This window comes from Cupriavidus alkaliphilus, assembly GCF_014191175.1.
GTDB classification, from domain to species: domain Bacteria; phylum Pseudomonadota; class Gammaproteobacteria; order Burkholderiales; family Burkholderiaceae; genus Cupriavidus; species Cupriavidus alkaliphilus.
Window position 1 is genome coordinate 522,763 of the sequence record NZ_JACHWE010000001.1, and the last position, 24,004, is coordinate 546,766.

The following is a 24,004-nucleotide window of genomic DNA, read 5'->3' on the forward strand; positions in this document are numbered from 1 at the left end:
CCTCAGCAATGGGGTGGCAACGGCCGCGGCACCGCGCCGTCGGGCAGCGCCAGCCACTGGCCGGTGCTGCGCAGGATCAGCGTTCCGCATTCGGGATCCGCGGCTTGCGGCACCGCACGGAGTTCGACACAGGCATCGAGCCCGGCTTGCGGGCAAGCGCCGGCGCTTACCAGATGGCGCACCGGGCCATCGGCTGGCACGCGCAGCGGCCACTCGCCGGCAACCATGTCGGTGCCTGGTGCGGCGGCAAAGGTCACGGCCTCGAGCGCATGCCGCTCCAGCTGCAGCATCGCGCCGGTCAGCGCGGCGCGGGCCTGCGCGCGCCAGCCTCGCGCCAGGTGGCGGTGCCATGCGGGCACGGCAATGGCCGCGAGGATGGCCAGCACGGCCAGCGCCGCCACCAGCTCGATCAGGCTGAAGCCGCGCTTGCGCCGGCAGGCCGATGCCAGGCTCGTCATGGCGCCTCTTCCCTGGCCGGGCCGACGATCTCGCGCCAGCGCAGGCGTCCGGTGCGTCGCGTGGCTAGCGTTTGCGCGATCTGTGTGACGGCGTTGCCCGTGGCCGACCACACCGAGAGGGTAAAAGCCTGGCGCCCGGCGCCGCCCGGTTGCGCGGGCGTGCTCGGCAATTCGGTGCGGGTCGCGAATACGCTGGCGCCGGGCGGCAGCAACTGGCCGGTGGCGACCAGCAGGCGCTCGCCGGCGCTGCGCTGCACGACGGATTCCCCGGTCGCCGCCAGCACCAGGTAGCTGCGTTGCGCGCCATCGGGCGTGCGGGTCACGAACAGCAGGTAGCCGGGGTAGACCGGCTCGATCTCGACCAGCTGTTCGCCGGCATGGGGCAAGCTCAGGCGCCAGCCGAGATCCTGCGCGCCGCCGGGGGGCGCGCTCAGGATGTGGCCGTTGTCCTCCGCCTGGGTGGTGACCTGTCGAGGCGCGCGCGCCGTGACGCTGCGTGAAGCCAGGCCATCGGGCACCGCGGCCAGTTCGTTGCCGGCGCCGTAGATCACCACGGGCGCGGTTGGGGATCCGATCAATACGGGTGCTTCTTCCCTGGCCGGTTGCGCGCTCACCTGGATCCGGTACAGGCACGCCGAGGCAGGGCTTGCACCGGCCTGCGGGGCGTCGGCGAGCGCAAAGCGCCAGAGCTGGCCGGCATCGTCGGTGGCGTAGGCAGCGAGCGCGGCACCGGTGAGATCGGACAGCACGCTGACTGCCACGAGTCGGCTGGCCGCGGGGCCGCCGAGGCAATCGCGCTCCGGCAAGGGCAAGGTGCGGATGGCGTACTGGCCGGCCCATGCGGCGCTGGCGGGCTTGTCCAGCGGCAGCAGCGCCAGTCCGGCGCGGCCAACGCCCGCCTCGTCATTGGCGCTTGCATCGACGATCCCCAGCGCGAACCAGCGCAACCCGTCCGGGCCACGGATGCCGGCGGCGCGAACCGGCCCGCGCCCGGCCAGTGGCAGGGCGTCGGTCGCGGCGATCTCCCAGATCGGCACGAACGGCATCTGTCCGTCGGGCTCGGTGACGTCGAGCGCGAAGGCTGCGGCGGGGTTGCCGGCCGCGGCATTGGCCGGGATGCCGCATAGCAGCACCGTGCGCCATTCGCCGCGGAGGGTGACGTCCTGCGTTTCCGGGCGCGGGCATGGCGGCGGCAGCGTCGGCGTGCCCGGGGCCGGCATGGCCAGGGCATAAGGCAGCAGCGCGCCCGGCAGGTAAGCGGCACGCTCCTCGCCGGTCGCGGCATCGAACGCGTGCAGCAGGCCGTCGACGGTGCCCTGCCAGGCCACGTGCGGGCGCAGGCCGTAGCGCAGGCGAAACCCGGCGTGGCCGGCTTTGCCGGGCGACCAGGCCGGCGGCGCCACCACCCGCACCCGTGCGCCTGCCGCATTGCCCAGGCGCGTATCCCGCGGGCGCAGGCCCGCGCGGGTCTGGTCCCCGCGCAGCCAGTCCACCGCGGCGCTGTCGCCAGTGTGAAGGGCCTCGGTTGCAGCATCCCACTGCAGCGGAATGGTGCGCGCCGTCTCGCCGTCCGGTGCCGCAAACGTGAGGATCCGTCGCGACGGCACGGTCCGGCGATCGAGACGATCGCCGGCCTCCCACAGGTCCGGCGAGGGCGCCTGCGTCAGGTCTTGCCAGCCGATGGCGAACAAGCGCCCGGTCCACGGATAGGCGCCATTCGCGGTCCGGTAGGCCAGCGGCAGCCGGCCCGCTTCGGAACCGGCCGCATGGCAGGCCGCGGCCAGGACGAAGACAAGGCACGCGAGGGCGCAGCGGGCGGCTAGACGGATCATGGCTGAATTACGCTTTGCAACAGGGCACGCACGGCGCGATTGCGGCCGAAGCCGACCGCGGTCACCCGCATCCGCGGCGGGGAGGCGAGCGCGGAGGCGGGGTCCGGCGCGCCTTGGCCGGCCGGCGCTTCGTCCAGGATTTCCGCGACATAGCGCGGCGGCTCCTGTACGGCTGCGTCGGCCGGGAGCGCAGCGCCGGTAAATCGCCCCAGCGGCACGCCGATGGCGTCGACCTCGGCATCGGCCCGCAGCCACGGCTGCCACACCGGCGGCCCGGCCAGTGCGGGGCGGCACAGGCCGGCCTGCTGGCCGCTGCCGCAGCGACCCGGCGCCGGCCACAGGCCCAGGCGGTCCTGGGTGTCCGGCGATGCCGCGGCCGCCAGCAGCTCGGCCTCGCCATCGCGCAGGGCTGCCTCGGCGGCGCGGAACGCGAGTTCGCGCTCGCGCAGCATGACGGCAAGCTGTCGCCCGGACAGCAGCATCTGCAGCGTGGCGGCCGCGATCAGCACCACCATCAGCAGCAGGGTGCCGCACAGCAGCAGCGTGACGGCGCCGGCCTGGCATGGACGTGGCAGGCGGCGCGCTAGCACAGCGTCTCCTGGCAGCGTGGCGCATTGCGCAGCCGCACCGTGGCGGCGAACACGCGGCGGGCGGTGCCGGCCTGCGCCGGTGCAGCGGGCGGCAGGTCCGCCGCCGCGGTGCCGGGCAGCGCCAGCGTGTCCGCACCGCTGCGCCGGACTGGCGTGGCCGAACCCGGCCGGTCGCCACGCACGGCGATGGCGATCTGGACCGCCACCACGCGTTGCCAGGCGGATTCGCCCAGCGCGGGGATCGCCGATGCCGTCTCGAAGCGCTCGGGACGGCCGTCCTGGTCCATATCGACGCCATAACGCAATTGGAGAGATTCCACGCCGCGCACCAGCGCGCCCGAGGTCCAGCCGCTGCCGTCGATGAGGCCATTGCGGCGGGCCGGGTAACGGCATAGCAGTTGCGGCACGCCGTCGGCGCCAGCCGCCACATAGAGCAGGTTCGCGGCGACATAGCCGGCGGTTGGCGCGGCCGCCGCCACGCCCGCCGTACTTGCCGCGACCGGATAGCCGCTGCAATCGGTCATGGTGTCGTCCGGCTGCGCCGGCGCGGCGGGCAGGCCGCTGCCGCTGAAGCGCACCAGCAGGGCGTCGCTTTGGCCGAGCGCAGCCCGGCCGCAGGCAGGTACGGCGGCCACGGCGGGTTGGCCACAATTGTCCGCGCCGCTGACCACCGGCAGGTCGGTGCCGGCCATGCCGGACGCGGGCTCGCCCGGCCAGCCGGACTGGCGCAGCAGCGTGGACAGAATGGCCAGCGCGCGCTGGCCGCGTTCCTCGATCAGCACGCGGTCGGTGGCGGCGAGATAGGCCGCGTGCGCGTTCAGGAAGGCCGCGCCGGCCGCGGCAGAGGCGATCAGGCCTAGCGTCATGCCGACCATCAGTTCGACCAGCGAGAAGCCGCGCGGGCCGGTCCGTGCGCGGCGCGCGTGAATGAGCCCGCTCATGGGCGCCCCCATGTTGCCCCGGCCGGCAGGCAATCGCCGGCATCCGGCATCGGCACGATGGCGGCGACCGCGGTGCCCAGGGGTGCCGTGCAGCGGCCCAGCTCGGCATCGTCGGCCGCGCTGCGCGTGGCCTGCGCCAGGCGCTCCAGCTGGCGCAGCCAGCCCAGTCCGGTGGTGCCGGCCACCGCCATCGGCAGCAGTCCGGCAAGGACGATCGACAGGGCGCCGAGCGCTTCGATCAGCGCGTAGGCGCGCTGGAGCCTGGGTTGCGGGGTGGCGGGCGGCGGTGTCCGGCGCGGGATGGCAGATGAGGGCATGGCACGGGCTGTGAAGGCGACGGGCCAAGATTAGCGAGCCGCCACGGCCGCGAACGTGCCGAAACGTAAAGCGGGAAGATCCGCACCATTGTGTTAAGCGCGGGCATGCCGGCCGCGGTCATGACGGATGCCCGCGGTCAGTTGCGGCGGCCCAACGCCTTGCCGGCTCGCCATCAAAGGCTGCGCGATGCAATTGACAGGAATTGTCAAATTCCCCACTATCGCGGGTGTTGCAAAGTCGTAACGATTCCGCTATTCGATTGGCGATTCGCGGCATCACGCTGCCGGCCCCTTAGCCGGCCGCGAGGCATAGAACAAGAATTTTCGGGTGCGGGCTGGCCTTTCCGCCGTCAGAGCGGAATGCCTTGCCCAGATAACAAAGCCATTTATCGGGGGTCAACATGCATCGGGTCATCCTGGCAGTTCCTTGTCCATCGGCGGCGGCACCTCTGCCCGCGCGCTGACATGCCGGCGACGGTTCGCGTTCGCGATACCGCGCCTCCCCGCCTTCACCACGATGTGGCCATGCCCGGTCCGGGCATGCCTGTGCGCGTGGCTCGCAGCGGCGCTGGCGCCGGCCCGGGCCGGTTGCGCCGGCGCTGCCGCGGGCTGACGCTGGTCGAGTTGATGGCGGTGGTGGTGATGGTGGCGATCCTCGCGGCGATCGGCACGCCTTCGTTCGTCTCGCTGCTGCGCACCAGCCGCGTCGACAGCGAGATCCAGTCGATGGTCGGCACCCTGCAGCTCGCGCGCAGCGAGGCCATCAAGCGCGGCTTGCCGGTCAGCGTGTGCCCGTCCGGCAATGGCACCGCCTGCCTGGGCGCCGGCAACTGGGCGCGCGGCTGGATCGCGTTCGTCGACCGCAATGGGTCGGGAACGGTGGACGCGGCGCCGCCGGCCGACGAGGTGCTGCACTACCGCGCCGGCTGGTCCGCCACCGACACCTTCACCACGCCGGCCGGCGCGGCCTTCCTGACCTATAACCGCGATGGCTTCGCCGTGCTGCCCGGCGGCGCGCTGACGATGACCTTGCGCACCAGCCCGGTGGCCGCCGACGCCACGCGCTGCATCGCCATCAATATTGCGGGCCGCCAGACCATCCAGCGCGTCGGGGAGGGCGCATGCCAGTGACCGGACGGAACGGCAGCCTGCGCCGGCGCCGCATGGCGAGCGGACTCTCGCTGATCGAGGTGCTGATCACGCTGGTCATCACCTCGGTGGGGCTGCTCGGCCTGGCCAAGATGCAGGCGGCGGCGCTGGCCAATACGCAGATTGCGCGCGGGCGTTCGCTGGTGGCGCTGCAACTGGAAAGCCTGGCCGCGGCGATGCACGGCAACCGCGGCTTCTGGGCGGCCGGCACGGCGCCGCAGACGTTCACCGTGGCCGGCGCGACGGTGACCGACAGCACCGGCGCGCTCAGCGCCGCCGCGCCGGACTGCGCCAGCGTGGCCTGCACCCCGATCCAGATGGCCGCCTACGACGTGCAGCACTGGGCGGCGGATATGGCGGCGCACTTTCCCACCTACGCGGCCACGGTCAACTGCAGCAACGACATCAGCCGCCCGATCCGCTGCAGCCTGACTGCCTCCTGGAGCGAGCACTACCTGGCCTACAACCAGACCACCGCGGCGCAGACCTCGGCCATGGCCGCCACGCAAAGCCTGACCCTGCACGTCCAGCCATGAGATCCAGACCTGGAATTGCGCACGGATGGCATTGCCGCACGCAGGCCGGTGTCTCGCTGGTCGAGGTGCTGGTGGCCATGGTGATCGCGCTGTTCATGCTGGCGGCGCTGATGACGGTGTTCCTCAACCTGCGCGGCACCGTGCGCGACCAGGAGCGGCTGGCCGCGCTGCAGGACAGCGAGCGCCTGGTGATGACGATGCTGGCCAACACGGTGCAGTCGGCGGGGTATTTCCCCGATCCGCTGAACCAGGTCGCGGCGGATGCCCTGCCGGCGCTGGCGGGCGGCGCCTTTGGCGATTTCGCCGCGGGGCAGGCCCTCGTCGGGCAGTCCGGCGCGGACGGTGCGAGCGATACGCTGACGGCGCGCTTTGTCACCGCCAGCGGCGACGGCATCATGAACTGCCAGGGTGCGGCCAATGCCTCGGGCGCCAATGTCGCCTACCTCAACACCTTTGCGGTCAATGCCGCCAACGAGCTGACCTGCGCGGTCAACGGCGGCGCGCCGGTGCCGCTGGCCGGCGGCATCACCGCGCTGCGGGTGCGCTACGGCACCGACACCAGCAACGGCGGCAACGTCGACACCTACCTAAGCGCCAGCGCGGTCACCGCCGGCGCGCTGTGGGGCCAGGTGCGCAGCGCGCGCGTGACGCTGACCTTTGCCAATCCCTTTGCCGGTCAGCCCGGCCAGCCGGCCACGCTCGGCTGGACCCAGACCATCAGCCTGATGAACCGCCCATGACACGCGCCCAGCCAGCCCGTTTCCGCGCCGGCGCCGCGCCGCGCGGCTATGTCCTGATCATCGGCCTGCTGTTCCTGCTGATCCTGTCGCTGCTGTCGGTGACGATGTTCCGCGGCTTCGGCCTGCAGGAAAAGATCGCCGGCAACACCCGCGAGAAGCAGCGCGCGTTCGAGGCCGCGCAGGGCGCGCTGCAGTACGGCGAATGGTGGCTGGGGCGGGGCAACGGTTCCGCCGGCGCCGCCTGCAACACCGTGATCGACGCCAACGACCCGGCCAACCTGCAGGTCTGCGCCAACGCGCTGGCAGACCCGGCCAGCCTGCCGTGGACGCCGGCGCGGGCCGACTATCTGCCGCCGTCGATGCGCCTTGCGACGGCCGACAGCCCCGGCGGCCTGAACGGCACCGACATCAACTACGCACGCGCGCCCAGCCTCTACATCCACTATCTGGGCCTGTCGCCGGGTGGCCTGTCGATGCTGTTCCGCGTGACCGGCGCCGGCTACGGCGGCAGCGACGGCACCGCCGCGGTGGTGCAGAGCACCTACCAGCTTGGCGCGGGCACCAAGGACCTCGGGAAAGAGTGATGAGCCAACCTCCACGCCTCGCCGGCATTGCCGCCGCCGTAAGCGCCGTCGTCAACGCGCTGCTGGCGGGCCAGGCGCATGCGCTGGTGATCCAGGACAACCTCAACGGGGCATCGTCCTCTTACGACTGGGTGGCGCTGAATGGCGCGTGCCTGACCGCAGGCAACGGCACCGGCTCGATTCCGGGCTGCGCCACGTCCAGCTTCACCTACTACCGGGACCGCAACTCGAAGCTGGTCGGGGGCGCCAGCGGCAGCGTGCCGGACGCACCAGGCTACGGCGCGCTGCGGCTGACCAACGGCGACACGGCCGAGGGCGCGAACGGCGACAACCAGACCGGCGCGGTGGTGTCCCGGTTCACCTTCGGCATGCAGGAAGGGCTGCAGGTTACGTTCTCCACCGTCACCTACGGCGGCGACAACCTGCGCGGCACCGGCGCCGACGGCATCAGCTTCTACCTGGCCGACGGCAGCAAGAGCCCGACCGTGGGCGGGCTGGGCGGCAGCCTTGGCTACAGCTGCTCCAACGTCAATGCCGCGTACGACGGCGTGGCCGGGGGCTATATCGGCATCGGCATCGACGAGTTCGGCAACTTCTCCAACAAGGCCGACAACACCGACTCGGGCCCTGCGTTCCAGGCCAACCGCATCAGCGTGCGCGGCTCGGGCGACACCAACTGGGCCGGGCTGCGCGCCGCCTATCCGGCCTATTACCCCGACAGCCTGAGCGCCGGCAAGCGCGCGCAGGCCGTGCAGAACACCTGCGCGCGCGGCTATGTGCAGGACTGGAGCAGCGGCAAGGACGGCGGCGACGTCAGGGGACGGCGGCTGGCCTACAACTACCGCATGCTCGGCATCAGCGACCTGCCCGACAAGATCGCCAACCAGCAGGCAGTGTCGAGGCCGACGCGCGCCAGGGGCATCCCCATCGTCTACTCGCTCAAGCTGACGCAGAACGGGCTGCTGAGCATGTCCTACAGCTACAACGGCGGCGCGGCCACGCCGGTGATCACCGACCAGGACATCACGCATTCCAACGGGCCGGTGCCGGCGTCGCTGCGCTTCGGCTTCGCGGCCGGCACCGGCGGCGGCAGCAACGTGCACGAGATCACCTGCTTCAAGGCCGAGCCGGTGGGCCAGTCCAGCAGTTCGGCCGGCACCAACGTGCAGCAGTCGGCGCGGGTCGAGGCGGGCTCGCAGGTGTACCTGGCCTACTACCATCCGACCAACTGGTGGGGCGAGCTGAGCGCGCAGAACCTGCTCTACGATCCCGCCACCGATTCGGTGTCGATTGCCACGGTGGCCAACTGGAATGCCCATTGCACGCTGACCGGCGGCCACTGCGCGGCGACCGGCACCTCGGTGGTGGCGCAGGCGCCGGACAGCCGCAAGATCCTGACCTGGAGCGGCAGCACCGGCATCCCGCTGCGCTGGGACGCCAACCTGCCCGCCGCGCAGAAGGCGAAGCTGACCGCGGGCGATGCCGCGCCGAGCGGCGACCGCCTCGACTACCTGCGCGGGGACCGCAGCAAGGAACTGACCGCAGCCGGTGCCGGGCTGTTCCGCAAGCGCACCGGCTTGCTGGGCGACATCATCGATTCCAGCCCGGCCTGGGTCGGCGCGCCGTCATCGCCGTACAGCGGGCCGTGGACCGATGCCTTGTACAAGCGCGCCAGCCCGCCCGAGCCCGCCGGCAGCTACGATGCCTTCCGGCAAGCGCGCGCGCAGCGGCTGAACGTGGTCTACGTCGGCGCCAACGACGGACTGCTGCACGGCTTCCGCTCCGGCTACTACAACGCGGCGGGCGCCTTCGTCGGCAACGACGCCGGCAAGCCCAACGACGGCCGCGAGGTGCTGGCGTACATGCCCGGCGCGGTGCTCGACACCATCCAGTCGACCAATGCGGCGCTCGCCTACAGTTCGCCGCAATACGTGCACAACCTGTTTGTCGATGCCACGCCCGGCACTGGCGATCTTTACTACGGCGGTGCCTGGCATACCTGGCTGGTCGGCGGGCTGGGGCCGGGCGCGAACCGCGGCGGCCCGCTCGCCAGCAAGAGCGCGACCGCGACCGGCGGCGCGCTCTACGCGCTCGACGTGACCGATCCGGAGCGCTTCAGCGATACCCCGGCGGCGGCCAGCGCCACGGTGATCGGCGAGTGGAACAACACGCTGCAGTGCACCGGCGATACCGCGTGCGGCGACAACCTCGGCAATACCTATGGCACGCCCGTGATCCGCCGCCTGCACAACGGCCAGTGGGCGGTGCTGTTCGGCAACGGCCTGGGCAGCAAGAGCGGCTCGGCCGGCCTGTTCATCATGCTGGTCGACCCGGCCGACGGCGCGCGCAGCTTCCGCTATCTCGGCACCGGCTACGGGCCGCAGCAGGATCCGGCCGGCGCCAACAGCCGCAACGGCATTGCCTATGTCACGCCGGCCGACCTCGACGGCGACCACATCACCGACTATGTCTACGCCGGCGACGTGTTCGGCAACCTGTGGCGCTTCGACCTGACCTCGGACAATCCGGACCACTGGCACGCCGGCAGCCGGCCGCTGATGCAGACCGGCGGCAAGCCGATTTCCACCAAGGTGGCGGTGGGCTCGGTGCCCGGCACCGGAACCGGCGCCGCGGCGATGCCGCGCGTGGTGGTGGCGTTCGGCACGGGCCGCCGGCTGGAGCAGACGCAGGGCAGCGAAGCGGCGTTCGAGCCGGGCGGGCAGGGGCTGTATGGGGTGTGGGACTGGGACATGGCGGGGTGGAACGCGGTGGCCGGCGCGCATGCCCGCTATGCGTCGCTGGCCAGCGCCACGCGGCCGCTGGCCAGCGCCAACCTGACACAGCAGTCGATCACCGCCGAAGGGCGCGCGGCCGGCAGCACGGTGACGGTGCGCACGGTCAGCGCGAACAAGTTGTGCTGGCAGGGCTCGAGCGCCTGCGCCAGCGGCAACAACAAGTACGGCTGGCACCTGCCGCTGCCGTCGGCCACGCGCGAGCAGGTGATCTACAACCCGGTGATCGCGTACGGCATGGTGATCGTCAACACCACCATCCCGCCCGGTTCGGCGCTGTCGCAGGCGCTGTCGTGCAATGCCGAAGTGCCGTCGGGCTTCACCATGGGCGTGTCGATGGGCTCGGGCGGCGCGGCCGCGCAGTCGTTCTTCAGCAGCACCAACAGCAGCACCTTCCCGCTGCTGAACAACGGCATCGTCAGCGGCATCGGCCTGAGCGGCACCGGCACGCCGTCGGTGGTGACGGCGAAGAAGCGGCCCTACCTGGTGCAGCAGACCGTGGGCGGCAGCGGCGCCATCACGCAGATCAACCCCGGCGCCAATGGCGCCGGCGCCCGCCTCAACTGGATACGCTTGCGCTGACGACCATGAACCTGCCTGCCTTCCCGCTGCCGCGGCGTGCCGCCGCCGGCTTCACGCTGATCGAGCTGATGATCACGGTGGCGATCATCGCGGTGCTGGCCGCGATCGCCTATCCGTCCTACACGGAACATGTGCGCAAGTCGCGCCGCACCGACGCCAAGACCGCCTTGCTCGACCTTGCGGCGCGCCAGGAGCGGTTGTTCAGCACGCAGAACGTGTATGGCGGCACGCCGGCGGCGCTGGGCTACGCCGGCGCGGCGTTTCCCGTGGCGATCCAGTCAGGCGGCCAGGCGTATTACCAGCTGACGGTGGCAGCGGGCAACCCGGCCACCAGCTATACCGCGACGGCGACGCCGATCGGCGCGCAGCAAGGGGACGACTGCGGCAGCTACACCATCAACCAACTGGGATTGCAGGGGAACACGGGGATGCGCGCCGGCGTGGCGTCGGCGCAGTGCTGGTAGCGGAAAACGCGGGCGTCAGCGCTTGGCGCTGCCGGCGGTGACTTCCGCCAGCACGTCCGAGAATTCGGACACGTCTTCAAAGCTGCGGTAGACCGAGGCAAAGCGGATATAGGCGATCTTGTCGAGCTTGCGCAGTTCGCGCATGACCAGCTCGCCGACCTGGCTGCTGGGGATTTCCTTTTCACCCAGCGCCAGCAGCTTTTCTTCGATACGGGTGATGGCTTCGTCGATGGCTTCGGCCGAGACCGGGCGCTTGCGCAGCGCCAGGCGCATCGAATCCTTCAGCTTGGCGCGGGCGTAGTCCACGCGCGAGCCGTTTTTCTTGACGATGGCGGGGAAGAACAGCTCGATCCGCTCATAGGTGGTGAAGCGGCGGTCGCAGGCTTCGCAGCGGCGGCGCCGGCGCACGGCATCGCCGTCTTCCGACATGCGGGTGTCGAGAACCTGGGTATTGGAATGACCGCAAAAGGGGCATTTCATGCCGGACCACCTTTAGTTGAACCCCATCGCCTTGCCGTGTTGTCGTTCTGCGGCGGCGGGGCGGGTTGGCGAGACCCGCGGCCCGCGCCGGGGGTGGCGCGGACCGCGGAGCTGCCGGCCGCCCATGCGCGTGCGCGCGGGCGGCCTGTCAGCGTCAGCCGTAGACCGGGAAACGCTTGGTCAGGGCCGATACCTGCTCGCGCACCGCGGCGATGTTGGCGGCGTCGTGCGGGTTGTCCAGCACGTCGGCGATCAGGTTGCCGACGATGCGGGCTTCTTCTTCCTTGAAGCCGCGCGTGGTCATGGCCGGCGAGCCGACGCGGATGCCGGAGGTGACGAACGGCTTTTCCGGGTCATTCGGAATCGCGTTCTTGTTCACGGTCAGGTGCGCCTCGCCCAGGATGCGCTCGGCTTCCTTGCCGGTGATGTTCTTGGCGCGCAGGTCGACCAGCATCACGTGGCTCTCGGTACGGCCCGAGACGATGCGCAGGCCGCGCGCGATCAGGGTCTCGGCCAGCACCGCGGCGTTCTTCACCACCTGCTGCTGGTATTCCTTGAACTCCGGGGTCAGCGCTTCCTTGAACGCCACCGCCTTGCCGGCGATCACGTGCATCAGCGGGCCGCCCTGGATGCCGGGGAAGATCGACGAGTTGATCGCCTTCTCGTGCTCGGCCTTCATCAGGATCACGCCGCCGCGCGGGCCGCGCAGGCTCTTGTGGGTGGTGGTGGTGACGAAGTCGGCGTGCGGCACCGGGTTCGGGTAGACGCCCGCGGCGATCAGGCCGGCGTAGTGGGCCATGTCGACCATGAAGTAGGCGCCGATCGACTTGGCGACGCGGCCGATGCGCTCGAAGTCGATGCGCAGCGCGAAGGCCGAGGCGCCGGCGATGATCAGCTTGGGCTTCTTCTCTTGCGCCAGCTTTTCCAGCGCGTCGTAGTCGATGTCTTCCTGGGCGTTGAGGCCGTAGCTGACCACGTTGAACCACTTGCCGCTCATGTTCAGCGCCATGCCGTGGGTCAGGTGGCCGCCTTCGGCCAGGCTCATGCCCATGATGGTGTCGCCCGGCTTGAGCACGGCGAAGTACACGCCCTGGTTGGCCTGCGAGCCCGAGTTGGGCTGCACGTTGGCGGCCTCGGCGCCGAACAGCTGCTTGACGCGGTCAATGGCCAGCTGCTCGACGATGTCGACGTACTCGCAACCGCCGTAGTAGCGCTTGCCGGGATAGCCCTCGGCGTACTTGTTGGTCAGCTGCGAACCCTGCGCGGCCATCACCGCGGGCGAGGTGTAGTTCTCGGAGGCGATCAGCTCGATGTGGTCTTCCTGGCGCTGGTTTTCCTGCTGGATGGCGGCGAAGACCTCGGGGTCGATCTGGTCGATCGTAAAACGGCTGCGTTCGAACATGGCGAAACTCGTCTGAAAAAAAGGGAATCCGATTCAGGCATCGGGGGTAGGGCGCGCGGGGAAGGCTAGCGGCGACCGGCACCGGCGGCTTGGGGCCGTCGGCGCAGGGCGCACCCTGCTTCCCATTCGCTGCCCAGGCGAGCGGCAGGCATGACTCGCGTCAACGCCATGGCGTATGGAAACTTCACGCCAGAGAACTTGCGCTTCCTCGTGGTAGTGCCCACTGACTTCGCCAGTCGCGCAAGATGGAATGGTTGCGCGCAGTGTAGCGCGAGGCGGCCGCCCGCCGCAAGCCGTGGACCCGCCAGCCAAGCGCTGGCAAGGGCTGGCGCGGGCCTGGCCAGCAACTTGCTGTTGCAAAGTCGTCCTGCGGGTTTACACGAAACGGGTATCGCTCTCCGTTACAATCGCGGCCATGACAAACTTTGTCTGGACCCTGCGGGTGTACTGGGAAGACACCGATGCAGGCGGCGTAGTGTTCTACGCCAACTACCTCAAGTTCTTCGAGCGCGCCCGCACCGAGTGGCTGCGCTCGCTCGGCATCGAACAGCAGGCGCTCGCCGACCAGGCGGGCGTGGTCTTCATCGTCCGCAGCACGGCGGTGGACTACAATGCGCCCGCCCGGCTGGACGACCAGCTTGAGATCCGCACGCGCATCGACCGGGTCGGCCCGGCTTCGGTGCAGTTCACCCAGGAAGCCTGGCGTGGCGAGCTGATGCTCGCGACCGGCGCGATCCGCGTTGGCTGCGTCGACAAAAGCACTTTCCGTCCCGCCCCGATCCCCGACCCCGTTCTAGCCACCATCAAGTCAGCACGATGAATCCCGTGACCGTCACGCAAGACATGTCGATCGTAACGCTGGTGCTCCACGCCAGCGTGCTGGCACAGGCCGTCATGGCGCTGTTGCTCGTCATGTCGCTGTTTTCGTGGACCTATATCTTCCGCAAGCACCTGGCGGTGCGTTCGGCGCGCACCCAGACCGAAGGCTTCGAGCGCGACTTCTGGGCTGGCGGCGACCTGCAGGCGCTCTATAACAGCGCCGTCAACAACCGCCACAACACCGGTGCGCTGGAACGGATCTTCGAATCCGGCATGGGCGAGTTCCTGAAGGCGCGCGAGCGCGGCAACGAGGCCGGCGCGCTGCTCGACGCCGCCCGCCGCGCCATGCGCGCGGCCTACCAGCGCGAGATGGACGTGCTGGAATCGCATTTGCCGTTCCTGGCCTCGGTCGGTTCGGTGAGCCCGTATATCGGCCTGTTCGGCACGGTGTGGGGGATCATGAACGCGTTCCGCGGGCTGTCGAACGTGCAGCAGGCGACGCTTGCGTCGGTGGCGCCCGGCATTGCCGAAGCACTGGTGGCGACCGCGATCGGCCTGTTCGCCGCGATCCCGGCAGTGATCGCCTACAACCGCTATGCCACCGAAATCGATCGCCTGGCGATCCGGTTCGAGAGCTTCATGGAAGAGTTCCTGAACATCCTGCAGCGGCAGACCCGCTAACCGTATTCCCTATCAACGGTCCGGGCGGTGAGTCCGGGCCGGCGTTTCCAGGAGTCCTGCAATGGCAGCCATTCAGCGCCGCGGCGGCTCGCGCCGCCGGGCCAGCGCCGAGATCAACGTCGTGCCGTACATCGACGTCATGCTCGTGCTGCTGGTCATCTTCATGGTGGCCGCGCCGATCGTCAGCCCCGCCACCGTCGACCTGCCCACCGTGGCCAATGCCACGCCGCAGCAGAAGGCGCCGCCGATCGTCGTCACCGTGCATGAAGACGGCCAGCTCACCGCGCGCGGCAAGGACACCGCCGGCAATGCCTTCGAGCGCAAGCTCGACAAGCAGGGCCTGCTGGACTTCGTCCACCAGCGCCAGAACGAGAACCCGGACCAGCCGGTGGTGATCGCCGCCGACCGCGCGGTCAAGTACGAGGCGGTGCTGGACGTGATGTCGATCCTGAAAGCCGACGGCGTCAAGCGCGTGGGCCTGATGGTCAAGTCCAAGACCTCCTGACGCATTGAAGCGCCTATCCGATTGCCGTTGCGCCTGATGACGACCGCCGCCGCCTATCCCTACCAGCCGGTCAAGGAGCGGGGAACCCTGCGTTCCTTCCTGCTCGCGCTGCTCATGCACCTGCTGCTGTCTGTGGTGCTGTACTACGGCGTGAGCTGGCAGAGCAGCACCCCGGTCGGGGCCGAGGCCGAACTGTGGGAGGAGATTCCCGCCGCCACCGCACCCCCGCCACCGCGGCCGCAACCCGAGCCCGAGCCGGTGGTGCAGCCGCGTCCGGCGCCGCCGCCGCCCCAGGTGAAGAGCAAGGTCGAGGACGACGCCGACATCGCGCTGGAGCAGAAGAAGCGCCGCGCCGAAGCGGCCGCGCGCGAAGAAGCCGAGCGCAAGGAAGCGGCCCGCAAGGAGGCCGAGCGCAAGGAAGACGCCCGCAAGGAAGAAGCCCGCAAGGAGGCCCTGCGCAAGGAGGCTGAGCGCAAGGAAACCGAGCGGCGCGAAGCCGAGCGCAAGGAAGCGCAGCGCAAGGAAGACGCGAAGAAGAAGGCCGCGCAGCAGGAGCAGGACCGCAAGGAACAGGCCGAGCGCGAGCGCAAGGAAGCCGCCGAGGCCAAGGCCAAAGCGCAGGCCGATGCCAAGGCGAAAGCCCAGGCCGATGCCAAGGCCAAGGCGGACGCCGACGCCAAGGCCAAGCGCGAAGCCGCCGCCAACGCCCAGCGCAAGAGCGAGCTGGCGCGCCTGCAGGCGCTGGCCGGCGGCTCCGGCGCTGGCGGGGGCGGGGTCGGCAATGCGGCCGGCGCCGGTGCCGGCGGTGGCGGCAAGGCTTCGCCAGGCTATGCCGACCGCGTGCGCCGCCGCGTCAAGCCGAACATCGTCTTTACCGAGGACGTGCCGGGCAACCCGACCGCGGTGGTCTCGGTGCAGCTGGCGCCGGACGGTTCGCTGCTGTCGGCGCGGCTGTCCAAGTCCAGCGGCAACTCCGGCTGGGACAATGCCGTGCTGCGCGCGGTCGAGCGTTCCGATCCGCTGCCGCGCGACGAGAACGGCAAGGCGCCGGCCAGCTTCACCATTACCTTCCGTCCGAAGGACTGAGTGAGACTGAGTGAACGGCACGGCATGATTTGCAACATAATGCAACCTTCATCGTCGGGCTCCGGTCCCAGCGCTAGCATGACAGGTTGCCTGACGCAGCCGACGGTGCGGTATGCACACGGACGGGGCATGCGCCACGCGCTGCAATGCCGCATTGCCCGTGTTGCCGATTGCCTGTCGTGCCCGACGAAACTTGAAATCGACTGAGGAGCAGCATGCGAAAGCTTTGGGCCCCCAACTGGCTGTCCGCGAGGCGGCACAACGCAGATTCCCCCGCATCCCGAGGTGCGAGCCGGCCGGTGCCGCTGGCGGGCCGGCGCGCGCTGATGGCGTGGCTGGCCGCGGCCATGACCATGGCCGCCGGCGCCGCCCACGCACAGCTGAACGTTGAGATCTCCGGCGTGGGCGCCAGCCAGTTCCCGGTGGCCACCGCCAACTTCCAGGGCGAGGCCCAGGGCCCGCAGAACCTGACCGCGATCATCCGTTCGGACCTGGCCCGCAGCGGCCGTTTCCGCAACGTCGACCCGGGCGGCGCGACCGTGGCCGAGTCCGCCAATGTCGACCTGGGCAGCTGGAAGGCGCGTGGCGCCGATGCCTTCGTCGCCGGCAGCGTGACGCCGGCCGCGGGCGGCAAGTACGAAGTGCGCTTCCGCCTGTACGACACCGTCAAGGGCCAGAGCCTGGGCGGGCTGGCCTTTACCGTGAACCAGTCGCAGCTGCGCGTGACCGCGCACAAGATCGCCGACTACATCTATGAAAAGCTGCTGGGCGAGCGCGGCGTGTTTGCCACGCGCCTGTCCTACGTATCGAAAGTGGGCGGCCGCTACCAGCTGCTGATCTCGGATTCGGACGGTCAGAACGCCCAGGTGGCGCTGACCAGCAACGAGCCCATCATCTCGCCGTCATGGTCGCCGGACGGCGCGCGCGTGGCCTACGTCTCGTTCGAGGCCAAGAAGCCGGTGGTCTATGTGCACGACCTGGCCAGCGGCAAGCGCACGCTGGTGTCGAACCAGAAGGGCAACAACAGCGCGCCGTCGTGGTCGCCGGATGGCCGCCACCTGGCGCTGGCGCTGTCGCGCGACGGCAATACCCAGGTCTACCAGGTCAACGCCGACGGCTCGGGCATCCGCCGCCTGTCGCGCAGCAGCGCCATCGACACCGAGCCGCAGTACTCGCCCGACGGCAAGAGCATCTATTTCACCAGCGACCGCGGCGGTGCGCCGCAGGTCTACCGCATGCCCGCCTCCGGCGAGGAGGGCGGCGGGGCGCAACGCGTCACCTTCAAGGGCAGCTACAACGTGAGCCCGCGCATTTCGCCGGATGGCAAGTACCTGGCGTACATTTCGCGCGGGGGCGGCTTCAAGCTGCAGTTGCAGGACCTGACCAATGGCGACGTGACGTCGCTGACCGATACGGCCAACGACGAAGCGCCCAGCTTCGCCGCCAACGGCAAGTACATCCTCTATGCCACCCGCGTGGGCGGTCGCGCGGTGCTGGCGGCGGTGTCCACTGACGGGCGTACCCGGCAGGTTCTGTCCCTCCAGTCCGGCGATGTTCGCGAGCCGTCCTGGGGTCCTTTCATGCAATAACAGGAGTCATTCACCATGCCTCAACTGATGACCAAAACCCTTGCCGTTGCCGCACTGCTGGCCCTGGGCGCCTGCAGCTCCGGCGTCAAGCTCGACGATACCGCCAACGCCGGCGCCGGCACGGCCGGCGCGGGCGCTGCCGATCCGCGCGCCGTCACCCCGGTGACCGCCGCCGATCCGCTGAACGACCCGAACAGCCCGCTGGCCAAGCGCAGCGTCTACTTCGACTTCGACAGCTACACCGTCAAGGCCGACTACCAGGGCATGCTGGGCGCGCACGCCAAGTACCTGGGCACCAACAAGGGCCGCAAGATCCTGATCCAGGGCAACACCGACGAACGCGGCACCAGCGAGTACAACCTCGCGCTGGGCCAGAAGCGCGCCGAAGCCGTGCGCCGCTCGCTGGCCTCGATGGGCGTGCCCGACGGGCAGATGGAAGCCGTCAGCCTGGGCAAGGAAAAGCCCAAGGCGACCGGCCACGATGAAGCCTCGTGGGCCGAGAACCGCCGCGCGGACATCAACTACTGATCTGGACCGCCTTCCATGAAAGCACGCGTTTCCACCCTGTTGTGGCTCGCCGCCGTTGCCGGCGGCGGCATGCTGCCGCTGTCGCAGGCGCATGCCGGAGTGTTCGACGATGACGAGGCCCGCAAGGCCGTCATCAGCCTGCGCGACCAGTTCAACGGTTTCCAGGCGACCGCGACGCAGCGCATCGAGCAGAACAGCCGCAACCTGCTCGACATGCAGAACCAGCTCGAAGGCCTGCGCCAGGAAGTGGCGCGGCTGCGCGGTCAGAACGAAGTCCTGCAGAACACGGTGGACACGCTGCAGAAGCAGCAGAAGGACTACTACGCCGACCTCGATGCGCGCCTGAAGAAATTCGAGCCGCAGCAGGTCACGGTCGAAGGTCGCGAAGGCGTGTCGCAGCCGGGCGAAAAGCCTGAATACGATGCCGCGCTCAAGCAGTTCCAGGCGGGCGATTTCAAGACCGCGGGGAATTCGTTCTCGGCGTTCGTGAAGAAGTACCCGCAGAGCCCGTACCTGCCGCTGGCACAGTACTGGCTCGGCAACTCGCTGTACGCGCAGCGCGACTACAAGGGTTCCACCTTCGTGCTGCAGAACATGGTCAACGCCAACCCGACGCACCCCAAGGTGCCGGACGCGATGATCGCCATTGCCAACAACCAGCTCGAGTCCGGCCAGAAGGCGGCCGCTCGCAAGACGCTGGAGCAGGTGGTGGCGAAGTATCCCGGCACCGAGGGCGCGCAGGCGGCGAGCAACCGGCTCAAGACGCTGAAGTAAGCGCCGGCGCCGCCGCCCGCCACGGCAAGGCCCGCTTCGGCGGGCCTTTTTCGTTTGTCGCGCTAGAATATGCGATTCGCCTGAATGTTCTTGCGCGCCGCCCCCGGCGCGACCCGCACCATGACTCAACGCGCCATCGTCCTGCTGTCCGGCGGACTCGACTCCGCCACCGTACTTGCCATGGCCCGCGCCCAGGGCTTCAAGACCTATGCGCTGTCGATGCGCTATGGCCAGCGCCATTCCTCGGAACTGGAAGCGGCCAAGCGTGTGGCCGCCGCCCTTGGCGCGGTCCGCCACGAGATCGTCGACCTCGACCTGCGCCGCTTCGGCGGCTCGGCGCTGACCGACGACGCGCTCGAGGTCCCCACCGACGGCGCCAGCGGCGGCATCCCGGTCACCTATGTGCCGGCGCGCAATACCATCATGCTGTCGCTGGCGCTCGGATGGGCCGAGGCGGTGGGCGGGCGCGACCTGTTCTTCGGCGCCAACGCGGTCGACTATTCCGGCTACCCGGACTGCCGCCCGGAGTATGTCGCCGCCTACGAGACCCTGGCCAACCTGGCCACCAAGGCTGGCGTCGAGGGCGACCGCTTCCGCGTGCATGCGCCCATCATCGACATGACCAAGGGCGAGATCATCCGCGCCGGCATCGCGCTGGGCGTCGACTACAGCCTGACGGTGTCGTGCTACCAGGCCGACGACGACGGCCGCGCCTGCGGCGTGTGCGATTCCTGCCGCATCCGCCGCGCCGGCTTCGAGGCCGCCGGCGTGCCCGATCCGACCCGCTACCAGGCCGCCGCCTGATCCTGCACCTGAGCCCGAGCCTTAGCCTGAGCCCGCCGTTCCCGCCCCATGCCTGAAATCGATCTTGCCGCGCTGTCGCGCTCGGTGCTGCTGAGCACCTTTGTCCTGACCTTCCTGTTCGGCGCGGTGCTGCAGCGCACGCACTTCTGCACCATGGGGGCGGTCTCGGACATCGTCAACATGGGCGACTGGAGCCGCATGCGCATGTGGGTCCTGGCGATCGGCGTGGCCATGATCGGCACCGGCGTGCTGGCCTGGAACGGCGCCATCGACCCGACCAAGACCATCTACGCCGCGAGCAAGCTGGCGTGGCTGTCGGCGCTGGCCGGCGGGCTGATGTTCGGCTTCGGCATGGTGCTGGCGTCCGGCTGCGGCAGCAAGACGCTGGTGCGGATCGGCGCGGGCAACCTGAAGTCGCTGGTGGTGTTCGTGTTCCTGGGGTTGTCGGCCTACATGACGCTGCGCGGCGTGTTCGGCGTGGTGCGCGTCAATACCGTCGATGCGGTGGCGCTGGCGCTGCCGACCACGCAGGACCTGCCGTCGGTGCTGGCGCAGGGCACCGGCGCGGCGCGCGGCGTGCTGCAGCTGGGCCTGGGCCTGGCGCTGGGCGGCGTGCTGGCGGCGTGGGCGCTGGCAGGGCGCGGCTTCCGCACCTTCGATAATCTGCTGGGCGGCGTCGGCGTGGGCCTGATCATCGTGGCGATGTGGTACGTGTCCGGCCACCTCGGCTACGTCGCCGAAGACCCCAATACGCTGGAAGAACTGTTCGTCTCGACCAACAGCGGCCGCATGGAAAGCCTGAGCTTCGTCGCGCCGTATGCCTACACGCTGGACTGGCTGATGCTGTTCAGCGACAAGAGCAAGGTGCTGACCATCGGCATCGTCAGCGTGTTCGGCGTGATCGCCGGCGCGGCCGCGTATGCGCTGGCCACGCGCACGTTCCGCTGGGAAGGCTTCGGCAATGCCGAGGACGTCGCCAACCACATGGTCGGCGGCATCCTGATGGGCGCCGGCGGCGTCACCGCGCTGGGCTGCACGGTCGGGCAGGGGCTGTCGGGCGTGTCGACGCTGGCGCTGGGATCGTTTATCGCGCTGACCGGGATCCTGGCCGGCGCGGTACTAGCGTTCCGCTACCAGATGTGGCGCCTGGAACGCATGGTCTGAAGCGGTGGCGCGCCCAGCGCGCTTGACACATCGAGAATCGCATCACTATAATCGCGGTTCTGTTTTTTCGGGTCGTTAGCTCAGTCGGTAGAGCAGCGGACTTTTAATCCGTTGGTCGCGTGTTCGAGTCACGCACGACCCACCAGCATTACGAAGGGCCTGTGGCGCACGTCACAGGCCCTTTTTGCTTTCTTTCCGTCCGGCATGCCCCGATGGTGGGGGGTGCTTTAACTAGTTCGAGGTAGAGACGCGGGCCCGGCGCGCGCCGCACAATGGGTCAGCCGCGGCATATGTGGACCGCGGGCGCTCGGAACGGCCGCGAGACACGGCCCCTCGGACAAGACCTATGCGGCGAGCAGGCGTTTCCTTGCCGGCCAGCGGGCATGTGCTGCGCATCATCTGGCCGTTCGTACCGGTGGTGGTCGCGCTGGCGTTGTTCAGCATCGCCAGCCTGGACCTGTTGTCGGCCGCGCGCGCCTTTGTCGCGGGCGAGAGCCAGTGGTCCAAGGGCCAGAAGAACGCCGTGCTGCACCTGCTGCGCTACGGCGAGGATCGCGATCCGGCGGATTTCGACGCCTACCTGGCGTCCATCGCCATCCCGTTCGGCGACCACCGCGCGCGCCTCGAACTGGACCGTGCCGAGCCTGACCTGGAACGCGTGCACGAGGGCCTGCTCGCCGGCGGCAACCACCCCGAAGACATCCCGCGGATGGTGCGCCTGTACCGGAATTTCCGCCATATCCATGAGGTCGACGCCGCCATCCGCGTGTGGGCGCAGGGCGATGTCGAAATCTTTGCCTTGCATGAGCAGGCGCTGGCGCTGCGGCGGCTGGCCAGCCAGCCCGGCTGCGACGACGCCTGCGTTGCGCCGGTGCTGCGCAACATCGCCCAGATCGACGCCAGGCTGACGCCGCTGGAGCGTGCCTTCTCGGGCCACCTGGGCCAGGCTTCGCGCCGGGTCACGCGGCTGCTCACCAACGGCAGCGCGGTGATGGCGGCGGCGCTGCTGATGTCGGCGATCCTGCTGTCGGTCGGGCCGCTGCGGCGCGAGCGCCGGCTGCGCGAGGCGCTGGCGCAGCGCGAGGAACAACTGCAGCTGGCGGTCGAGGGCAGCAACGATGGCCTGTGGGACTGGCACCTGGGCCGCGGCGAGCTGTATTTCTCGCCGCGCTGCGCGCAGATGCTGGGCTACCGCGGCGACGAGCTGCCGCATGCGCGCGAAACCGTGCTGGGACTGCTGCATCCGTCGGAGCTGGCGGCGTTCGAAGCCAAGCTGGCGCATCACCTGCGCAGCGGCGAGCCCTACGATGCCGAATTCCGCCTGCGCAACCGGGCCGGCGACTATCTCTGGGTGCGCGCCCGCGGCCGGCTGGTGCGCGGTGCGGGGCGCCGGCGCGCGCGCATGGCGGGCTCGCTGACCGATATCTCCGACCACAAGCGCTACGAGACCCAGCTGTTTGCCGAAAAGGAACGCGCGCAGGTCACGCTGCAGGCGATCGGCGACGCGGTGGTGACCGCCGATGTATGGGGCCGCGTGCAGTCGCTCAACCCCGCCGCCGAAGCACTGACCGGATGGCGCGAAGCCGAGGCCCGGGGCCTGCCGCTGAGCGAAGTCTGCGTGCTGCGCGACGAGGACAGCCTGGCGCCGCTGCCCGATATCGTGACGCTGGCGCTGCGCCAGCGCTGGCACAGCCGCTCGGCCCAGCTGGTGCAGCGCGATGGTGCCGGGCAGCCAGGGCAGGCGCTGGCGGTCAAGCCGTCGGTGGCGCTGATCCGCGACCGCGCCGCGCAGGCCATCGGCGTGGTGGTGGTGCTGCACGACATCAGCCAGGAACGCGCGCATGCCGCGCGCCTGGCGTACGAAGCCAGCCATGACGCGCTGACCGGCCTGGTCAACCGCGCCGAATTCGAGCGCCGGCTGGCCGCGGCGATCGAGCGCGCGCGCGCCCAGGGCATCCCCCACACCTTGATGTACCTGGACCTGGACCAGTTCAAGGTGGTCAACGATACCTGCGGCCACGCCGCGGGTGACGAGCTGATCCGCCAGATGGCCGAGATCATGCGCGGCCAGCTGCGCCGCAGCGACATGCTGGCGCGGCTGGGCGGCGACGAGTTCGGCGTGCTGCTCGAGCATTGCGGCACGGCCGATGGCGAGCGCGTCGCCGAGGGACTTCGCCACGCGATTTCGAGTTTCCGCTTTGCGCACCGGCAGCGCACCTTCGCGGTCGGGGTCAGCATCGGCCTGGTCACGCTGGACCGGCACACCGGCAGCGTGGCCGAGGCGCTCAGCGCGGCCGACGCGGCGTGCTACGTGGCCAAGGAGGGCGGGCGCAACCGCGTGCAGGTCTACCATCCGCTGGACAGCGTGGTGCAGGCGCGCCATGGCGAGATGGAGTGGGTCAGCCGCGTGCACGCGGCGCTGGCGGCCGGCCGCTTCTGCCTGTTCTCGCAGGAGATCGTGCCGGTTCAGCCGGGCACGGTGCCGGCGGCGGGGCGCCATGTGGAGCTGTTGCTGCGCATGGTCGACGAGCGCGGACGGCTGGTGCCGCCGATGGCCTTCGTGCCGGCCTGCGAGCGCTACAACCTGATGCCGATGATCGACCGCTGGGTGGTCGAGACCGCGTTCGCCACGCTGGCCGGGCGCCAGGCCGAGATCACGACCTGTGCGATCAACCTGTCAGGCTCTTCGCTGGCCGACATCCAGTTCCCGGATTTCGTGCGCGAGCAGGCGCAGCGCTTCGGCATCGCGCTGGACGGCATCTGCTTCGAGATCACGGAGACCGCGGCCATTGCCAACCTGGCGCAGGCCGGCGCGTTCATCATGCAGTTGCAGCAGCTCGGCTGCCGCTTCGCGCTGGACGACTTTGGCGCGGGCATGTCGTCGTTCACCTACCTCAAGCACCTGCCCGCCGCCTACCTGAAGATCGACGGCGGCTTCGTGCGCGACATGCTGGCCGATCCGGTCAACCTGGTGATGGTGGAGGTGATCCAGCGCATCGGCCACGCCATGGGCAAGCAGACCATTGCGGAATTCGTCGAGAACGAGGCAATGCTCGAGCGCTTGCGCGAGCTGGGTGTGGACCTGGCGCAGGGCTATCACATTGCGCCGCCGGTGCCGTTCGCACCGGCCGCCCCGGAGGCCGGCGCGCGGCCGGCCATGGCGCTGGCCGGCTGAGTTGCCGGCACC

The 24,004-nt window shown here is 69.7% G+C and carries 23 protein-coding genes, 1 tRNA gene and 1 riboswitch; of the genes, 17 read left to right on the forward strand and 7 right to left on the reverse strand.

Annotated features, from left to right (window positions below; translation table 11 throughout):
* Positions 1 to 2: 2 nt before the first annotated feature.
* The 5 genes from FHX60_RS02520 to FHX60_RS02540 are packed head-to-tail and all read right to left on the reverse strand — an operon-like array spanning position 3 to position 4,138.
* The gene (locus FHX60_RS02520; protein WP_183282477.1) at positions 3 to 458 is read right to left on the reverse strand and encodes a type IV pilin protein; all 456 of its coding nucleotides are present in this window, start codon (positions 456 to 458) and stop codon (positions 3 to 5) included.
* Positions 455 to 2,290 (reverse strand): pilus assembly protein, encoded by a 1,836-nt coding sequence (locus FHX60_RS02525; protein WP_183282478.1) that lies wholly within the window; start codon positions 2,288 to 2,290, stop codon positions 455 to 457. The genes FHX60_RS02520 and FHX60_RS02525 overlap by 4 nt, the downstream gene beginning before the upstream one ends.
* Positions 2,287 to 2,880, reverse strand: coding sequence for a pilus assembly protein (locus FHX60_RS02530; protein ID WP_183282479.1), 594 nt, complete (start codon positions 2,878 to 2,880; stop codon positions 2,287 to 2,289). Before FHX60_RS02530 ends, FHX60_RS02525 begins: the two co-directional genes overlap by 4 nt.
* Complete coding sequence (locus FHX60_RS02535; protein WP_260163359.1) at positions 2,874 to 3,821, reverse strand: PilW family protein; 948 nt, start codon at positions 3,819 to 3,821, stop codon at positions 2,874 to 2,876. The genes FHX60_RS02530 and FHX60_RS02535 overlap by 7 nt, the downstream gene beginning before the upstream one ends.
* Positions 3,818 to 4,138 (reverse strand): hypothetical protein, encoded by a 321-nt coding sequence (locus FHX60_RS02540; RefSeq protein WP_183282481.1) that lies wholly within the window; start codon positions 4,136 to 4,138, stop codon positions 3,818 to 3,820. The genes FHX60_RS02535 and FHX60_RS02540 overlap by 4 nt, the downstream gene beginning before the upstream one ends.
* A gap of 525 nt (positions 4,139 to 4,663) precedes the next feature.
* Here FHX60_RS02540 and FHX60_RS02545 point away from each other — a divergent pair.
* Genes FHX60_RS02545 through FHX60_RS02570 form a run of 6 tightly spaced genes read left to right on the forward strand, consistent with a single transcriptional unit; the run spans position 4,664 to position 10,985 of the window.
* Positions 4,664 to 5,269 (forward strand): GspH/FimT family pseudopilin, encoded by a 606-nt coding sequence (locus tag FHX60_RS02545; RefSeq protein ID WP_112774467.1) that lies wholly within the window; start codon positions 4,664 to 4,666, stop codon positions 5,267 to 5,269.
* On the forward strand, positions 5,260 to 5,823 hold the full coding sequence (gene pilV, locus FHX60_RS02550; protein ID WP_260163361.1) for a type IV pilus modification protein PilV: 564 nt from the start codon (positions 5,260 to 5,262) through the stop codon (positions 5,821 to 5,823). The genes FHX60_RS02545 and pilV overlap by 10 nt, the downstream gene beginning before the upstream one ends.
* Complete coding sequence (locus FHX60_RS02555) at positions 5,820 to 6,563, forward strand: PilW family protein (RefSeq protein ID WP_183282482.1); 744 nt, start codon at positions 5,820 to 5,822, stop codon at positions 6,561 to 6,563. The genes pilV and FHX60_RS02555 overlap by 4 nt, the downstream gene beginning before the upstream one ends.
* Positions 6,560 to 7,147 carry a pilus assembly PilX family protein gene (locus FHX60_RS02560; protein ID WP_183282483.1) on the forward strand — a complete coding sequence of 196 codons (588 nt, stop codon included), beginning with the start codon at positions 6,560 to 6,562 and terminating at the stop codon, positions 7,145 to 7,147. Before FHX60_RS02555 ends, FHX60_RS02560 begins: the two co-directional genes overlap by 4 nt.
* Positions 7,147 to 10,521 (forward strand): pilus assembly protein, encoded by a 3,375-nt coding sequence (locus FHX60_RS02565; RefSeq protein ID WP_183282484.1) that lies wholly within the window; start codon positions 7,147 to 7,149, stop codon positions 10,519 to 10,521. The genes FHX60_RS02560 and FHX60_RS02565 overlap by 1 nt, the downstream gene beginning before the upstream one ends.
* A gap of 5 nt (positions 10,522 to 10,526) precedes the next feature.
* Positions 10,527 to 10,985, forward strand: coding sequence for a type IV pilin protein (locus FHX60_RS02570; RefSeq protein ID WP_092306909.1), 459 nt, complete (start codon positions 10,527 to 10,529; stop codon positions 10,983 to 10,985).
* Between the two features lie 15 nt (positions 10,986 to 11,000).
* Here FHX60_RS02570 and nrdR read toward each other — a convergent pair whose 3' ends face one another.
* Positions 11,001 to 11,465, reverse strand: a complete 465-nt coding sequence (gene nrdR, locus FHX60_RS02575) for a transcriptional regulator NrdR (RefSeq protein ID WP_112774472.1) — start codon at positions 11,463 to 11,465, stop codon at positions 11,001 to 11,003.
* Between the two features lie 154 nt (positions 11,466 to 11,619).
* Entirely contained in the window at positions 11,620 to 12,867 is a 1,248-nt protein-coding gene (glyA, locus tag FHX60_RS02580; protein WP_092306910.1) for a serine hydroxymethyltransferase, read from the reverse strand.
* Positions 12,868 to 12,991: 124 nt separating this feature from the next.
* A riboswitch (ZMP/ZTP riboswitch) is annotated at positions 12,992 to 13,117 on the reverse strand.
* 165 nt (positions 13,118 to 13,282) lie between these two features.
* Between glyA and ybgC the strand changes: the two genes are divergently transcribed.
* The 11 genes from ybgC (at position 13,283) to FHX60_RS02635 (ending at position 23,992) form a co-directional block, all read left to right on the forward strand.
* The gene (gene ybgC / locus FHX60_RS02585) at positions 13,283 to 13,687 is read left to right on the forward strand and encodes a tol-pal system-associated acyl-CoA thioesterase (protein WP_012353557.1); all 405 of its coding nucleotides are present in this window, start codon (positions 13,283 to 13,285) and stop codon (positions 13,685 to 13,687) included.
* Positions 13,684 to 14,367, forward strand: coding sequence for a protein TolQ (gene tolQ, locus FHX60_RS02590; RefSeq protein WP_012353556.1), 684 nt, complete (start codon positions 13,684 to 13,686; stop codon positions 14,365 to 14,367). The genes ybgC and tolQ overlap by 4 nt, the downstream gene beginning before the upstream one ends.
* A 61-nt stretch (positions 14,368 to 14,428) precedes the next feature.
* Positions 14,429 to 14,872 (forward strand): protein TolR, encoded by a 444-nt coding sequence (tolR, locus tag FHX60_RS02595; RefSeq protein WP_092306912.1) that lies wholly within the window; start codon positions 14,429 to 14,431, stop codon positions 14,870 to 14,872.
* Positions 14,873 to 14,908: 36 nt separating this feature from the next.
* Positions 14,909 to 15,958, forward strand: a complete 1,050-nt coding sequence (gene tolA, locus FHX60_RS02600) for a cell envelope integrity protein TolA (protein WP_183282485.1) — start codon at positions 14,909 to 14,911, stop codon at positions 15,956 to 15,958.
* A 215-nt stretch (positions 15,959 to 16,173) separates the two neighbouring features.
* On the forward strand, positions 16,174 to 17,547 hold the full coding sequence (tolB, locus tag FHX60_RS02605; RefSeq protein WP_092306914.1) for a Tol-Pal system beta propeller repeat protein TolB: 1,374 nt from the start codon (positions 16,174 to 16,176) through the stop codon (positions 17,545 to 17,547).
* A 15-nt stretch (positions 17,548 to 17,562) separates the two neighbouring features.
* The gene (gene pal, locus FHX60_RS02610) at positions 17,563 to 18,075 is read left to right on the forward strand and encodes a peptidoglycan-associated lipoprotein Pal (protein ID WP_112774473.1); all 513 of its coding nucleotides are present in this window, start codon (positions 17,563 to 17,565) and stop codon (positions 18,073 to 18,075) included.
* A gap of 15 nt (positions 18,076 to 18,090) precedes the next feature.
* Positions 18,091 to 18,849 carry a tol-pal system protein YbgF gene (gene ybgF, locus FHX60_RS02615; RefSeq protein WP_112774474.1) on the forward strand — a complete coding sequence of 253 codons (759 nt, stop codon included), beginning with the start codon at positions 18,091 to 18,093 and terminating at the stop codon, positions 18,847 to 18,849.
* A gap of 120 nt (positions 18,850 to 18,969) precedes the next feature.
* Entirely contained in the window at positions 18,970 to 19,653 is a 684-nt protein-coding gene (gene queC, locus FHX60_RS02620; RefSeq protein WP_183282486.1) for a 7-cyano-7-deazaguanine synthase QueC, read from the forward strand.
* Between the two features lie 48 nt (positions 19,654 to 19,701).
* Entirely contained in the window at positions 19,702 to 20,817 is a 1,116-nt protein-coding gene (locus FHX60_RS02625) for a YeeE/YedE family protein (RefSeq protein WP_183282487.1), read from the forward strand.
* Positions 20,818 to 20,886: 69 nt separating this feature from the next.
* Positions 20,887 to 20,962: transfer RNA gene (locus FHX60_RS02630), tRNA-Lys, on the forward strand.
* Between the two features lie 201 nt (positions 20,963 to 21,163).
* Complete coding sequence (locus FHX60_RS02635; protein ID WP_260163366.1) at positions 21,164 to 23,992, forward strand: EAL domain-containing protein; 2,829 nt, start codon at positions 21,164 to 21,166, stop codon at positions 23,990 to 23,992.
* The last annotated feature ends 12 nt before the right edge of the window (positions 23,993 to 24,004 follow it).